The following is a 14461-nucleotide window of genomic DNA, read 5'->3' as shown; positions in this document are numbered from 1 at the left end:
GCTGGCTGCGTGGGCCGCGCGCGATTCATGAATCTGCCGCTGCACGGAGGCCGCCCGCCGGCGTACCTGGTACGCAGAATGATAAGACTGTCGCGGGCCATGTCCAAGGTCATCGTGGACGAGTACGGCCAGCGGGAATTTCTGCGCCGGCTCTCAGACCCGCTCTGGTTCCAGGCATTTGGCTGCGTGCTTGGGTTTGACTGGCACTCCTCCGGCGTTACTACTGTACTTACCGGAGTACTGAAGCAGTCGCTTGCGCCGGACGTGCACGGCATTTCAATAGCGGGAGGCAAGGGAGCAAAATCCACGTCGGCGATGTACGACATTCCAAAACTTGCAGAACATTTCGGGCTCTCTGACACCAAGACCCATTCTCTTCTGCACGCAAGCAAGATGTCTGCTAAGGTGGACAGCGCTGCTGTGCAGGACGGCTATCCGCTTTACCACCACGTTATACTGTTTGACGAGCGGGGCGACTGGGCAGTGGTGCAGCAGGGCATGAACGTAGAAAACAGGATGGCACGCAGGTACCACTGGGTTTCAGACTCTGTCTTGGAATTTACCTGCGAACCTCACGCCGGCATAATCTGCGAGGCAAGAGCAGAAAACTCGCTTGACATGACGTCAAGGGGGTCGCAGGAAAACCAGCAGGTCTCACTCGACCTTGCCCGCGGCGATACTGAAAACCTGAAATCGTCCATCCGTCGCCTGGGCGGAAGAAACACGCTTGACTGCTGGCTTGGCGTTGAACCCGTCAACCTCTCGGGGTACGAGATGCCCCGGCGCCTTGACTGGGACCTTTTCCGGCACATATACGACATGCAGCCCAAAAACTATGAGGAGCTACTGTCGATGCAGGGCGTTGGCGCGGCTACCGTCAGGGCGCTTGCGCTCGTCGCCGAGCTAATACACGGCACAAAGGCGTCATGGAGCGACCCTGTGAAATACAGCTTTGCTCACGGGGGCAAGGATGGCGTGCCGCACCCAGTCGCAAGGAAGGTGTACGACCAGTCTATCAGCTATTTGCAGGGGGCCGTGGAAGGCGCCGAGATCGGCAGGGAGGAGCGCAAGGAGGCGCTTAAGGGGCTGGCGCAGTTTTCAGAGAGTATGTTTTCAAGCTAGAAGACAAAAATACTTGTCTGCCGGAATATTCTGCATGGCTAAAGTCATGGTTGGCAATGCGTCCGACATAGGCGCTGGCACGATGACCCACGTTACCGCTGGCGGAAAGGAAATACTGGTCGCTAATGTAGGCGGGATTTTCTATGCGACTGGCAACACTTGCACCCATGCCGGCGCCGAACTACATGAAGGGACACTGGAGGGAAAGGAGCTAACGTGTCCCTGGCACGGTTCTAAATGGGACGTCACCCGGGGAGAAATGACTTGGTTCCCGCAAAAGCTCAAACCGATAGGCTCGTATAAGGTCACGATAGAGGACGGAACCGTGTTCGTGGAAGTCTAGGGATGCGCCGGTAAAAAATGGCTCGGGATCAGTTGCCCCTGATCCTCCTCAGGGCGGCTCCAAACTCGGTCAGCGGCACTATCTTGACGGTGTTAAACGCCGAGATCCCGGCCTCTATACAGAGCGTCTCGATGCCATGCGCGCTGTTTGCCTCCAGTATTATGGTCCACTCGTGTTCAAGGACTGAAAAGTAAAAGCCAACTATCTTGGTAACTCCGTTTGCGCCCATCCTTTCTTCCAGCTTTTTGTCCATCTGCATGAGGACCTCCCTGCTCTTGTCATTGTTGAGCGGGCACGATTCCGGCGAGTGCGTTGCGAAAACCCCGAAAAGTTGCGGCATGGGCGTTTCAAGCGCGCCATCATATTTTAACGATGCTTTTTCCCGTGGCTTTTTATTATCCCGGCGGGGCATCCTCATCAGTTGAACATCGGCGAGTTCCTGTCCACGCTCCCGCAAGACATCATGAAGGGTGGGGTCGAGATCCCTGACAGGGTGCTGAAAAAGATGTTCTTCATTGCAGGGCTGCGCAAGGGTGACGTCTTTTGCCACCTTGGCTGCGGCAGCGGCAACGCGGTGAGGCTTGCCGCCAAGCTCGGGGTCAAGAAGGCAATCGGCGTCGAGCCGGACGGCGATCTCGCTTCCGCGGCGAAAAGAAAAGTTGCGCGGCTAAAGAACGCCGGAATAACAGTCGCTGACCTGCGCGACGCGGACATTTCCTCTGCGACTGTCGTGCTGTTCTGGTCTTCAGACCTGGAGCTGGTGGACGCCCTCGTGAAAAAGTTCCGCCGCTCGCTCAAGGAAGGGGCGCGCGTAATCACGGTGTGGTCACCTCCGGGCATGATGCTGCCGAACAAGGCTGACTTTCCATTCTTTGTGTGCAAAAAGCCCTTCAGGTACGCTACGTCCGTCAGGCAGCAGATACAAGCAATCTACGGCACAAAGTGCGTCGACTTTACCGCGGCGTGGCGCTTGGCAGAAAAGTTCATCGATGAGCTCGGAGTAGTGCCTCAGGAGTACAGGCGCTTTGTGAACATGTTGCAGGGAATGGTGATATGGATAAACGCATGGAACATGGGGGTTGCGTGTGAGGACGGCGTCCCACCCCCCGTTCAGTCCTATCTTGGCATACTGCGCGAGTTTTTCCAGATAGACCTGTCAGACATGTTCACCCGCGGTCCGAAGGACGAAAGCATGGTACCAGACAAGATGGGCTGCTGCTAAGGTTATTACTTGCTTTTTCGACAAATACACATTACCTTACGAATACGGCCCAGAAAGGGTGGTGCTGCAGGTGGCCTGCACCGACTACGAAGCCGGGAGGAGCCTTGCATCAGCCATGCTCGGGAACATGACCATGATGGCCGGACCAGAAGCAAACTCTGTCGCTGGGCAGGCAGAACAGGGCCCTGGGTGGACGTTTTACACTCTTTCAGTGGACAAGGCGTTTATGCGCAGGGTCGCCGGGCTGCCTGCCTGCCTGCCTGAAAACGACATCATGCGGATGAAGGGTGCGACGCTTGACCAAAAGTTTTCCGTGAGGCTCAACCGCCAGCTGTAGGCAAGGGCGGAAGGCGTGGGCGTCCAGCTTTTGTCGGACCTGCGTTCGTTGCAGTTCGGACTATTTTAATACCAAAGTGCGCTATCTGCAGCCATGGACGCAAGGGTGAGAAAGGCAGTCTCGTCAAAAATAGACGAGGCCATAGCCTCCGCCGGCGAGATAAGGCAGATACAGAGCAGCCTGAAAGCAATTCCTGAAGCCCAAAATGCCGATTTTGTGTTTGGAATTGCTGTTGGCAGGATCTACAACTCGTTCCACTACCAGACAAGGCGCGTCCTTGGTCGCGACGCGACCGACGAGGAGTTCGCACAATTCCTTGAAATTCTGTCCAAGAGCGCGGGCAGGATACGACAGGCATGTAAATAGCTGCGCCCCGCCCGTGGTTCTGCCCCTCTCAATACATGTTTTTACCTGCGCGCAAAATTTCGAGCGTAAAAATTTTCAAATCTTTTTAAGCTAGCCGGATTTACTCACACAAAGCTTGGCTTTAGACCACTCGGAGGAGATGGTGATCCTGACGCCGGAGGAAATCAATCGCTTCATATCGACGCTCAAGGTGCGATACAACAGCACATCGCCGAAAAAGAAGGCAGGCAGATAGCTCGAGCAAAGGGGGTTGCAACGGGATGGACGGCTTGCAGCATGGTCGCCCATCGACTTTTTGACGCATGAATTCTTCTAGCCTAAAGATTATAACCTCTGGCTTCTTGATACAGCTCCCAGTGCTGGATCTCAAACTTGCCAACGCCCACAGGAACCTCTCGCTGCCAAAACTGGTCGAGATGATCCTTGAAAGGGGGGAGGGGGTGCTCTCTTCGACCGGCGCTCTCTCGGTAAAGACCGGCAAGTTCACCGGCAGGTCGCCTGACGACAAGTACATTGTCGACGACCACGTCACACACGACGCGGTGGACTGGGGCAAGGTCAACCGCCCCATATCTGAGGAGAACTTTGAGCGCATCTACGCGCGCATGAAAAAGCACGTTGAGGAAAAAGAGATGTTTGTCTTTGACGGCTTTGTTGGCGCAGACCCCGAAAACCGCCTGCCCATACGGGTGATAAACAACCGCGCTTGGCACAGCTTTTTTGCAAGGCAGATATTCATCAGGCCGACTCCAGAAGAGATAGAGCGCCACCGGCCCGAGTTCACGCTCATAGGCGCCGACGACTTTGCGGCCGACCCTGCCTCAGAGGGGACGCGCACCGAGACTTTCATCATCATCAACTTTTCAAAGAAAATCGTCCTCATCGGCTTGACATCGTACGCCGGCGAGATAAAGAAGGCCATGTTTTCCATCATGAACTTCCTGCTCCCGCGAAAAAGCATTTTCCCCATGCACTGTTCCGCAAACGTCGGCAAGGGAGGCGACGTGGCACTGTTCTTCGGCCTCTCGGGCACCGGCAAGACCACGCTCTCTGCAGATCCTTCGCGCCAGCTCGTGGGCGACGACGAGCACGGCTGGTCCGACAACGGAGTTTTTAATTTCGAGGGCGGTTGCTACGCCAAGTGCATCAACCTGAAAAAGGATCACGAGCCGCAGATATGGAACGCTATACGGTTTGGCTCGCTCATGGAAAACGTTGCTCTAAACGGGACTCGCGAGCCGGACTTTGCCGACGGCAGCCTGACGGAGAACACCCGTGTCGTGTATCCACTTGACTTCATCGACGGTGCGGTAATCCCAAGCGTCGCCGGCCACCCCAAAGTCATAATATTTTTGACGGCAGACGCCTTTGGTGTCATGCCTCCCATTGCAAAGCTAACAAAAGAATGCGCTATGTACCACTTTATGTCCGGCTACACCAGCAAGCTTGCCGGCACGGAGCGCGGTATCACGGAACCTAAAGAGACGTTCTCACAGTGCTTTGGCGGCCCGTTCATGCCCCTGCACGCGCAGGAATACGCTAGGATGCTTGGAAAAAAGATAGCCGAACACGGCACGCGCGTCTACCTGATTAATACGGGCTGGACGGGAGGTCCGTACGGCATTGGCAAGCGCATGAACCTCTCCTACACACGGGCGATGGTCACGGCCGCGCTGACAGGCGAGATGGAGAACAGCCCAGTTAGGCACCACGATATATTCAACCTAGACATGCCCACGTCGTGCCCCGGCGTGCCATATGAAGTGCTTGACCCACGCAACACCTGGCACGACAGGGACGAGTACAACTCGGCCGCAAGGCGCCTGGCGGCGCTTTTTGCCAAGAACTTTGACAAGTTCGGTAGCATCTCAAAAGAAATCATGAATGCCGGCCCAAGGCCGTAGGGAAAAATGGTAGCCCGGAGCAGATTCGAACTGCTGTCTCCAGGTTTCTTTTCTCTGTGAGATCCAGAGCCTGAAATCCTTAGCCCTTCCACCTTGGAGATTGGCCACTAGACGACCGGGCTGACCAACAACACGACTATGCGTCCGTTATTTTACCCTAACGCTTGGTGTTTACTTCCCTGATTACCTGGCCGTACTCCAGTACCGCCCGCTTGCGCAAGTACGGTATCAGCCGGTAATGGATGGAGTAGATGTTCTTGTTCCTTGCGATGATGCCTTTAATCAAAAGCGACACAAAGCCTCCGGCCACCTTTGACGCCCGCATCCCGGTGTCTTTGCAGAATCTGTCGCGCTTGGCGTGGTACTCTTTTAATGAAAAGTACGGCTTGTTGAGGTCAAGTATCAGTGGCCACACCACACTCTCCCATACCATCCGCCTGTTCTCGGTGGATGAGGCGTGCTTGCCCTTTCTCCTAGTTCCCTCTACCTCCGCTTGGCCTTGGCTCAGCATCTAAGTACGTTTAAACACCGCGGGTTTATAATTTATAACAATCCCAACTTTGCATAGTAGTATTTCGGTTAAAGACTCGCTGGACGAGCTTGCCAAAAAATGGCCAATCGACGAGAAGCTATACGACCTGCAGGTAGCCAAACGGAGCGATGTCGTGGACACGCAAGTCAAGGTAGGCGGCGTGGTGTTCCACGTGCCGGCGCTTGAAAATGACGGCCTTTACGTGCTTTGGAAGTGTCTGTGGCCCGACTGCCACAACTGCTGTGAAAGGCAGGGGCGATTACCGTTGACAAAGGACGACATCGCGCTCTTGACTAGAAAGCTGGGCTACGAGTCAAAGGCCGAGTTTGTCAGAAACGAGACTGGGATCTCTAGCTGGCAGGAGCAGGGAGTCGGCAACCTCATCACTACACTCAGCATGTTGTCATTAAAGAGGAAAAAGGACGAGCGGGAAGAGGAAGATGGCACGCCACTGCGGTGCAGGTTCCTTGACAATGGCGGCTCGTGCACAATCCACCCAGACAAACCCGGCGTGTGCTGGCTCTACCCGTTTGCGTCATGGCTCGAATCCGATAGACACAGCAAGCCCGTAGTGCACGCCACTTTTCAATTTACAGGCGACTGCCCAGGCTTTTACCTTGACAAATCCTTGGACAGCATGATGCCGGTCCTTCAGGAATACGCGCCGAAAATATACGGCTACAACATGGCTGTGCAACGCACGACAAGGGAAAATTACGGCTTTATCAGCTTTGGAAAATAAGGGGGGAGAGGTCAGGCCTTGAACCTGTTTGCGACCTCATCCCAGTTGACCACGTTCCACCACGCGGTTACATAGTCGGCGCGCTTGTTTTGGTACTTGAGATAATACGCATGTTCCCAGACATCGAGCCCAAGCAGCGGCGTCAGCTTTTCTGCCTTCCACCTTGTCCATGGGCTTGTCTGGTTTGGCATGGTGATGAACTGCGCTCCGCCCGACGCGTTTTTCGCCAGCCATCCCCAACCGCTTCCCTGGACTCCGATCGAGTCTGTCTGGAACTTTGTCTTAAAGTCGGCAAAGCTGCCAAACGCTTTCTTTATCGCTTCTGCAACCTCGCCGGAAGGCTCGCCACCCCCGCCCTTTTTCATGTTGTTCCAGAAAAGCGCATGGTTGTTGTACCCGCCGCCGTGAAAGTTCACCGCGCCACGGACGTTTTCCGGCACGGTGTCGATGTTCTTTAAAATATCAACGACGTTCTTGTTCTGGAACTCTGCACCAAGGTTTCCAAGAGCCTTGTTGAGGCCGTCCGTGTACGCCTGGTGGTGCTTTGTATGGTGAATTTCCATGGTTTTTGCGTCAATGTGTGGCTCCAGCGCGTCGTACGCGTATGGTAATTGTGGAAGGGTAAAGTTTGCCATGAGGCAGAATCGCCGCCGTCGCATATAACGTTTTAGCAGCTCTTAACCTCTTGCCTGCGGTGGAACTCTTGAAAGCGAAAGCGCGTGGTCGTCTATCATTGTGCCTGCGCCGACGCTCACCATCTCTATTTTAATTTTAAGATCTGCTGCTTCTTGTTCTGAAAGGTCATACTTTCCTGCGATGACATTCCTTACCTTTTCTGCAGGGTCGGAAATTTCGTCAAGGCCGGAGCGCACCGTCATGTCAAGCGTCCTGCCGATCATCTCCTGCGGCACCTTGCCCGACGGGTCCGATTCTATCGCAAACACTATCTTGTCTACCAATATTTCATGGGACAGTTCTTCAAGCGCGTTTGCCGTGTAAAACACCTGCACGTCAAGAATGTCGATGGTTTCGCCCTGCCTGCCGACCACCGCGGTGCTTTCCGAAAAGAGCTGGCCGCTCATGGGCACGTCTATGATGACAAACCCTTCAACAAACTTTTCATCGCCGACGAGCTGGCGCAAGTTGTCGCATACGATGCCGATCGAGGTCTGTGGCTCGAGCGCCATCAAGACGGGGTGCGTAGTCCTGCCGTCGTTTACCACGGCAGTCCAGGTGAACTGCACGCCAAAGTCCTGCTTGTTCAGGATGCCGATGTCGGTGTCATAGTGGCCGGGCCGAAGTGGCCCCTCTTCTCCAGAGATGGTGCCACACTCAAACTTGGCCGTGTAGACAACATTTTTGGCCGCCGGTACATTTGATGAACCTAAAGGGGAGTCAGAATCGTTCTGCGCCAAGCCGGGCGCGTTCTGATCGCGCGGAAGCGACACAAATAGCACAACGACTGAAATTGCCGCTGCTATGGCAACTACAATAGCGAGGCTTTTCACTTGGGACAATGTATTGCATTGTAGTGCGCGTTACTTAAATCGTAGCTGCACCATCTTGGGTCAAGATTAAATATGTTGTTTTTTGAATCTACTGGCGTGCGAGCCGGAAAAAAGTTACTAGCTTTTGGCTTTTTAGGTCTGTTGGTTCTGCTGGTTCTGCCGACTCTTGCAAGTCACCATGCTTTTGCCGACGGGCTTTTCCAGGAAAATTTGCCGCCGGCGTCAATAGGCGACAGAGATGCAAGCCTCTTTGTCAAGATCAACCCCCCGATCCTGACCACAGAGACAGAGCAGGATGCTTTCCTGCAGTTCAGGCTCTTCGATGCCAAGAACGACGAGACCATAAAATTCACGACGTTTGTAATTGAAGTCACCAAGGGCACTGACCCCAACACTAGGCCGCTCCTGAGAGACGTCTTCCACACGGAGAGCGGCCTCCTGACGCTCAAGATCCAGCCCGAAGAAGGAGAAGTACGGGTCTTTGCGACGAAAGAAGACTTTCTTCAAGCCTACAAGGCAGACCCTGGCGGAACCATCAACATTCGAGGTCCTATACTTCTTGAAGGTGGTCTGTACAGGTTCAAGATAGATGTACTGACAGTGGACAATATACGCAACCTTTTTGCTCCCGGAGATGAACCGTCGTTTGAGACTTTTCTAAGTGTGGGCGATATCTATAAGGCGGACGTACAGTCGGGCGACCAGACCTATTCGACGACCGTCATATCCTACTACGACAAGGTCCAGGACTTTAGATTTGACCCCGCTACCCTGACCTACTCTTGGTCGATGCCCTTTGACTGGAATGTGGAGAGAATACAGGCTGCTGCGAGCTTATTCGTACACGAGGAGATAATCGTCCCGAAGTCCTTTAGAGGCGTCGGAGACAGCGTGGCCTTTAACGCGTCGGTGAACGGCGTGCCTATATCCGGGCGGATGCTCTCTCTCGATCCGTTCTCGTCAGAAGAGGAGCTAACATTACACTTCTTGTTAAACAGGAATGACATCATCAGCCTTGCACAGCAGCTCTCAGACAAGCCTAATACGATGCAGTTCGAGTTCTTCCCGGTATCTGACGGCGGCGACCAAACATCGGGAGAAATTGCCACCGACACTGGTGGGATGCTCGTCCTGCTGGTCTGGAGTCCAGACCAGCTTACTGCAAACACTGACCTGACGCTCGGATTAGAGTTCCACGACGCTTTTTCCGGTGATAGAATAACGAAAGACGTGACGTACGATCTGCGTACGTTTGATCCTGAAGGATATCAGTTGCATTCATTTATTTTCCAGCTGGCTGAGGGTGGCTCTGACTCGCTGACGCTGACGTTCCCTACAGACGAGAAGTACCGCATAGAAGTTGAGGTCAAGGAGGTCACTTTCGATGGGCAGGCGCCGGACCTTACCAGAAACGGCATAGCAAGAGGTATAGTTGTGGTACCGGAGTTTCCAATGGGGGCGATACTTGCCGTGGCCGGCGCGCTCGGTTCGATTATCATGTTCCAGCGGCTGGCGCGAAAAGCTTGAAGGGCGGATTCTACGACGAGCTGTCAGAAAAGACCTACCGTGAGATGCCCTTGCGCCTGCAGGCAGTAGGGAAGGTGATGCTCCACATCGACCGGTTCGAGGTGGGGCAGAGCTACGTCACTGCAAAGGTGGAGGACAGAAACGGCGACAGGATAAGCATAAACATAGAAGGTGGCCGGACAGGTATTGACCTGCAGGAGAACCTCTTTCGAATAAAGGGCGTGATGCCCAAGTCTGCCTACGTCACGACCACAATAAACGACACGGGCAAGCTGTTCGTGAGAAAGCTGCCGGTGCTCGGAGTCAAGGACTGGCTTCTGATATACGAGGACGACCTGTTCCTGCTTGCCGTCAAGGACGCCTACGACGAGGTCGAGATAATCGCTGTCTAGATGTTTTTGCCCCACATGCCGGCAAAGACGGTCTCGCTGACCGGCCTCCTCGTCCTCGCCGCCATCTCCTTTTCCTTCGCCGGTTCTGCGAGCTGCTCCGGGTCGCCGTAATAGCCCACCGCCACCATCGTTACGGGGTCAAAGCCTTCCGGTATCTCGAAAAGCTGGCGCGCCTTTTGCCCATCAAACCCGCCCATGACGTGCATCGCAAGCCCCTGGTTGTATGCCTCAAGGAACATGTACGCGGTGGCGGCCCCTGCGTCGTGCAAATATTTTCCGTTGTCCGCGCCGTTATGCGTCAGGGTCTTTTTTGCGACGACGCACATCAGGACCGGCGCTTTTCTGGCATACGAGTTTCCCTCGGACAGGATCGACCGAGCGTCTTCGAGCCGGCCCTTGTCCTCCGCGGTGAACAGGATAAAGCGCCACGGCTGCTCGTTGTAGCTGGAAGCGGCCCACCTTGCCGCCTCAAACAGCGACATTATCTTCTCGTTTTCGACCGGCCTCTCGGAAAAGGCCCTCGCGCTCCACCTCTTTGCAATCAGCTCGCTTACGGGATAATCTGTCACGGCTGTCTTGTCCATGACTTTGCAAAAGAGCCATCTCATTTATGCTTTGTAAAATAGCTGACAGGACGCGACTTTTGACCGCGCCTGCCAGCGTTTGTTCCCCATCGGTTTGGTCGATGTAAGGCTACTCACGCGCAATGATAATTTAAACCTGATCCTTGCGCCTAAGGCGCTTGTCTATTTATTTAAACGAACAACTCAACAACATCCAGAAATACCTTTAAATGACTATTGGCATCCTGAAGTGTAGAATGCCCGTAGTAGGGATCGATGATCTGGCCATCTACGTCCCGAAACTTTACATCGACTATAAGGATTTTGCTCGGGCCAGAGGCATTGATCCGCAAAAACTAGAGTATGGCATCGGCATACGCAAGATGGCAATTGCTGACACCAATCAGGACTCTGCCTGCATGGCCGCAAACGCCTGCTTGAAATTGATGCAAAAGAACCACATGCACCCGGAGGACATCGGCAGGGTATATGTCGCTACCGAATCCGCGCTAGACGAATCCAAAGCAATGAACTCTTTTGTCATAGGTATGCTCGAGCAGGTCTACGGCGAGGGCACGTTTGAGCACGCCGGCGGCATCGAGTGCAAGTTCGCATGCGTCTCTGGTTCTTACGCTTTGCACGATAACGCCAACTGGATACGCGCGGAGGAGAACAACGGCAAGGCCGCAGTCGTCATCGTGAGCGACATCGCCAAGTATGACCTTGGCTCAGCCGGGGAGTACACACAAGGAGGTGGCGCCGTAGCACTTTTAATCAAAGAAGATCCGCGCCTGATGACCTTTGACCCCAAAGTAGCATCAACGATAATCAAGAACGAGTACGACTTTTATAGGCCGTTTGGCAAGGAAACACCACTCGTCAACGGCGGCTACTCTAATCTTTTGTATCTCATTCAGGTAAAGAAGGCCTTTGACGCATACAAGGAAAAGGCGATAAGGACGGGGCTGGTGAAGCTGAGCGAGGGGGAGGCGATAACCGACCACATCGACCTCTTTGCGGTCCACCTGCCGTACCGCAGGATGGGCGAGAAGGCCCTTGCCTACCTCATGAGGCACGAGTGGCGCCACCTGCCGAGGTGGAAGCACGTCATAAAAGAGATAGGCTCAAACGAGCCGCAGCCAAAGGATCCGCGTGGCACCATCGAGTCAATACTTGCCGACACGGAGTTCATGAAGGCCGACGAGCAGTTCCGCCGGGCGTTCATGCAGACCTCCTTTTACAACGAGGTCTACGAGAAAAAGCTGGCAAGTTCACTTGAAGCGTCAACACAGATAGGCAACCTCTACACCGCCTCGATGTACATGGGCCTGCGCAGTCTGCTCGAGTTTGAGCACAAGAAGGGCACCGACCTCGAGGGCAAGCGCGTCGGCTTTGGCTCGTACGGCAGCGGCAGCAGCGCGATGGTCTTCTCAGGCGTCATACAGAAGACCTACAAGGAAATCGTAAAAGGTATGGATCTTGAGCGGGACATAGGCGAGCGCGTGAAGCTGTCGATAGACGAGTATGAAAGGCTGCACCGCAAGGAGATAGACCACAACTCGGCGGTGACAAAGACAAGGCAAGAGTTCGTGCTGGTTGGCCTGGGTGGCAAGACCGCAGACAAGGCGGGCTTCAGAGAATACGACTATATCAGCTGACCACGCGGAACTCGATTCCCTTCTTCTTGAACATCTCTATCAACTTCGAAACGTTCTTTTCGCTTTCAAGCTCCAGGCTCAGGTAGACTCCTGCTGTGCCTGCAGGTATGTTGGAGCTGAGCCTGTCGTGCTCCACTTCGACGATGTTGACAGATAGTTCCGCGATGCCGTCGACTACGTCCTTGAGCGCGCCGGGCTTGTCGGGGAGTAGGATAAAGATCTTGACCATCCTACCCATCTGCATGAGGCCCTTTGCCACCACTTGGCCGAGCAGGTACATATCGACGTTGCCGCCGGACAATATAGAAACCACCTTCTCTTTCTTGCCTGCCGTGTGGCCGTTTGTCAGCAGATAAGCGAGGCTAGCGGCTCCCGCCGGCTCGACCACCAGCTTGGCGCGCTCCATGAGCAGAAACATGGTCTTGACTATTGTAGTGTCGTCCACAAGTACGATGTCGTCAAGATACCTGCTTACGATGTCAAACGTCAGTCTGCCGGGGCTCTTGACCGATATGCCATCGGCTATGGTGTAGCCGGCCTTGACTGACTGGAGCGAGCCCTTTTTCATCGACTCTTTCATGGCCGGGAACGCCTTTGACTCGACGCCTATTATCTTGACATTTGGCCTCTTTGCCTTGACCGCTATTGCCATGCCTGCCGCAAGCCCGCCTCCTCCAACCGGCAGGTATATCCTGTCGAGGCTAGACATGTCCTCCAAAATTTCCAGGCCGACTGTGCCCTGGCCGGCTATCACGTCCGGGTCGTCAAACGCGTGGATAATCGTGCGCCCCTCTCTCTTTGCCATCTCCTGCGTGGCCTCCCAAGCCTCTTCGTAGTTGAAACCTCTCTGGACGACGCTTGCCCCGTACGACTTTGTCGCCGCCACCTTGGCCGGAGAGGCGTTCTTGGGCATCACGATGGTGCACGGAACGTCCTTCCGGGCGCTTGCAAACGCGACTCCCTGTGCGTGGTTACCTGCCGATGCCGCAATGACGCCGTGCCCTGCCTGCTTTTCTGTAAGGCCGCCAATCTTGGCAAGGGCTCCCCTCACCTTGAACGAGCCCGTCAGCTGCAGGCACTCGAGTTTCAGATGTATGCTGGTGCCGACAAGCCTTGAAAATGTGGTGGAATACTGCAGCGGGGTCTTTCTCACGATGCCGTTCATGATCTCTTGAGCCTTGACTATGTCGTCGTAGGACGGAGCCCTTAGCCTGCCGGGGCTCCACACGCTGTCTGCGGTCAACGCTACGCAACAGCCCTGCGCCTTAATTATAATTTGTGCCCGCATCCCAAAAAATTCAATAACTGCCTCTCACAAGTGCTGCCGTGAGCTCTGCAGGATTTGTGGCCGGCATTACGGTGGGCATAGCGTTTGTCGTGGCGTTTTCCATAACGCCGTTTCCCTACAGCGACAGGGGCCAATACGAGGATGTGACCATAATATTGGAGAGGGCTGTGTGCTTTGGAGCCTGCCCAGATTACACGGTGACAATACACGGCAACGGCACGGTAGTGTACGAGGGCAGGAACTTTGTCGCCGTGCAAGGGAAGCAGACTGCACACATTGCAGAAGAAAAGGTGCAGGAGCTCGTGGACGAGTTTTACCGCGCTGGCTTTTTCTCGCTGCGCGAAAGGTACGAAGAGCAAGTAACTGACCTCCCGTCGCAGACCACATCGATAACCATTGACGGCAAGACCAAGACCGTCTACCGCTACGGCTTTGAGCCCCTGAGGCTTGCAGAGCTTGAAGACAGGATAGATGAGATAGCCGGGACTGAAAAATGGGTAAAGGGATAGGCTACTGCGTACAGCCTTCCATCTTTTGAATCCAGTAGCCCAGCTGCTTGATGGATTTCTCCACGAACGGCGGAGCCTCCTGTATGTGGCAGAACTGGCACTCTTCAGACGTCATCTTCTGCCCCGACTGGCCCACGGTTGCGAGCCACTGCTGGCCGTACTCGATGGCCTTGTCGTGCGGCGTACTTGCCTCGACTATGACGTCAAAGTGCATAGTTCTGCCGTCCTTCTTCGTGACGTATGTATCGTAAACTGCGCATTCCATACCCGGAATTCTGCTATATCGTTATTTAATCTATGAGCCCTTTGGGCTCAGTAGAAACCATGTTGCAATTCGTTCATTTAGACAATTGACGTGCAAGAACGACAGCATTTTGATGGTGATAAACACCATTATTTGGTTCTGAAATCGAGCAGCGTCTGCGGTTTTCAGATGGTTTCTACAGAG

General features: G+C 54.4%; 18 protein-coding genes and 1 tRNA gene. 11 read left to right on the top strand and 8 right to left on the bottom strand.

The window, feature by feature from the left end:
- Positions 1 to 9 precede the first annotated feature (9 nt).
- Positions 10 to 1122: a DUF763 domain-containing protein gene (locus VGA14_RS01145; protein WP_331001902.1), complete on the top strand. Its 1113-nt coding sequence runs from the start codon at positions 10 to 12 to the stop codon at positions 1120 to 1122.
- Positions 1123 to 1156: 34 nt separating this feature from the next.
- A complete protein-coding gene (locus VGA14_RS01140; protein WP_331001901.1) occupies positions 1157 to 1465 on the top strand; it encodes a Rieske (2Fe-2S) protein in 309 nt (102 codons plus the stop codon).
- A gap of 28 nt (positions 1466 to 1493) precedes the next feature.
- Here VGA14_RS01140 and VGA14_RS01135 read toward each other — a convergent pair whose 3' ends face one another.
- Complete coding sequence (locus VGA14_RS01135) at positions 1494 to 1805, bottom strand: hypothetical protein (RefSeq protein WP_331001900.1); 312 nt, start codon at positions 1803 to 1805, stop codon at positions 1494 to 1496.
- 81 nt (positions 1806 to 1886) lie between these two features.
- Here VGA14_RS01135 and VGA14_RS01130 point away from each other — a divergent pair, with 81 nt between their 5' ends.
- From VGA14_RS01130 to pckA, 4 genes are all read left to right on the top strand, one after another.
- On the top strand, positions 1887 to 2687 hold the full coding sequence (locus tag VGA14_RS01130) for a class I SAM-dependent methyltransferase (RefSeq protein WP_331001899.1): 801 nt from the start codon (positions 1887 to 1889) through the stop codon (positions 2685 to 2687).
- Between the two features lie 70 nt (positions 2688 to 2757).
- The gene (locus VGA14_RS01125; RefSeq protein WP_331001898.1) at positions 2758 to 3024 is read left to right on the top strand and encodes a hypothetical protein; all 267 of its coding nucleotides are present in this window, start codon (positions 2758 to 2760) and stop codon (positions 3022 to 3024) included.
- 93 nt (positions 3025 to 3117) lie between these two features.
- Entirely contained in the window at positions 3118 to 3390 is a 273-nt protein-coding gene (locus VGA14_RS01120) for a hypothetical protein (RefSeq protein ID WP_331001897.1), read from the top strand.
- 302 nt (positions 3391 to 3692) lie between these two features.
- Complete coding sequence (gene pckA / locus VGA14_RS01115) at positions 3693 to 5294, top strand: phosphoenolpyruvate carboxykinase (ATP) (protein ID WP_349257120.1); 1602 nt, start codon at positions 3693 to 3695, stop codon at positions 5292 to 5294.
- Between the two features lie 7 nt (positions 5295 to 5301).
- On the opposite strand, the gene VGA14_RS01110 is transcribed toward pckA, so the two are convergent.
- Both VGA14_RS01110 and VGA14_RS01105 read right to left on the bottom strand, forming a co-directional pair.
- Positions 5302 to 5416 (bottom strand) — tRNA-Gln (locus tag VGA14_RS01110).
- Positions 5417 to 5451: 35 nt separating this feature from the next.
- A complete protein-coding gene (locus VGA14_RS01105) occupies positions 5452 to 5805 on the bottom strand; it encodes a hypothetical protein (protein ID WP_331001895.1) in 354 nt (117 codons plus the stop codon).
- Between the two features lie 49 nt (positions 5806 to 5854).
- Between VGA14_RS01105 and VGA14_RS01100 the strand changes: the two genes are divergently transcribed.
- Positions 5855 to 6568: a YkgJ family cysteine cluster protein gene (locus tag VGA14_RS01100; RefSeq protein WP_331001894.1), complete on the top strand. Its 714-nt coding sequence runs from the start codon at positions 5855 to 5857 to the stop codon at positions 6566 to 6568.
- 11 nt (positions 6569 to 6579) lie between these two features.
- Here the strand turns inward: VGA14_RS01100 and VGA14_RS01095 are convergent, their stop codons facing one another.
- Entirely contained in the window at positions 6580 to 7203 is a 624-nt protein-coding gene (locus VGA14_RS01095) for a superoxide dismutase (protein ID WP_331001893.1), read from the bottom strand.
- Between the two features lie 42 nt (positions 7204 to 7245).
- Positions 7246 to 8085, bottom strand: a complete 840-nt coding sequence (locus VGA14_RS01090; protein ID WP_331001892.1) for a hypothetical protein — start codon at positions 8083 to 8085, stop codon at positions 7246 to 7248.
- A gap of 132 nt (positions 8086 to 8217) precedes the next feature.
- Between VGA14_RS01090 and VGA14_RS01085 the strand changes: the two genes are divergently transcribed.
- Positions 8218 to 9603: a hypothetical protein gene (locus VGA14_RS01085; RefSeq protein WP_331001891.1), complete on the top strand. Its 1386-nt coding sequence runs from the start codon at positions 8218 to 8220 to the stop codon at positions 9601 to 9603.
- A complete protein-coding gene (locus VGA14_RS01080; protein WP_331001890.1) occupies positions 9600 to 9995 on the top strand; it encodes a hypothetical protein in 396 nt (131 codons plus the stop codon). The genes VGA14_RS01085 and VGA14_RS01080 overlap by 4 nt, the downstream gene beginning before the upstream one ends.
- Here VGA14_RS01080 and VGA14_RS01075 read toward each other — a convergent pair.
- Positions 9992 to 10579: a nitroreductase family protein gene (locus VGA14_RS01075; RefSeq protein WP_331001889.1), complete on the bottom strand. Its 588-nt coding sequence runs from the start codon at positions 10577 to 10579 to the stop codon at positions 9992 to 9994. The genes VGA14_RS01080 and VGA14_RS01075 overlap by 4 nt on opposite strands.
- A gap of 236 nt (positions 10580 to 10815) precedes the next feature.
- Here VGA14_RS01075 and VGA14_RS01070 point away from each other — a divergent pair, with 236 nt between their 5' ends.
- Positions 10816 to 12216, top strand: coding sequence for a hydroxymethylglutaryl-CoA synthase family protein (locus VGA14_RS01070; protein WP_331001888.1), 1401 nt, complete (start codon positions 10816 to 10818; stop codon positions 12214 to 12216).
- Here VGA14_RS01070 and ilvA read toward each other — a convergent pair.
- Positions 12209 to 13459: a threonine ammonia-lyase gene (gene ilvA, locus VGA14_RS01065; protein ID WP_331001887.1), complete on the bottom strand. Its 1251-nt coding sequence runs from the start codon at positions 13457 to 13459 to the stop codon at positions 12209 to 12211. The genes VGA14_RS01070 and ilvA overlap by 8 nt on opposite strands.
- A gap of 83 nt (positions 13460 to 13542) precedes the next feature.
- Here ilvA and VGA14_RS01060 point away from each other — a divergent pair, with 83 nt between their 5' ends.
- On the top strand, positions 13543 to 14013 hold the full coding sequence (locus VGA14_RS01060; RefSeq protein ID WP_331001886.1) for a DUF6438 domain-containing protein: 471 nt from the start codon (positions 13543 to 13545) through the stop codon (positions 14011 to 14013).
- A gap of 1 nt (position 14014) precedes the next feature.
- Here the strand turns inward: VGA14_RS01060 and VGA14_RS01055 are convergent, their stop codons facing one another.
- Positions 14015 to 14278: a DUF2024 family protein gene (locus VGA14_RS01055; protein ID WP_331001885.1), complete on the bottom strand. Its 264-nt coding sequence runs from the start codon at positions 14276 to 14278 to the stop codon at positions 14015 to 14017.
- Positions 14279 to 14461: the final 183 nt, after the last annotated feature.

The organism is Nitrososphaera sp. (assembly GCF_036397675.1).
In the GTDB taxonomy this organism is placed as follows: domain Archaea; phylum Thermoproteota; class Nitrososphaeria; order Nitrososphaerales; family Nitrososphaeraceae; genus Nitrososphaera.
Note: the sequence above shows the minus strand (reverse complement) of the source record. Positions and strands in the feature narration are given on the sequence as shown.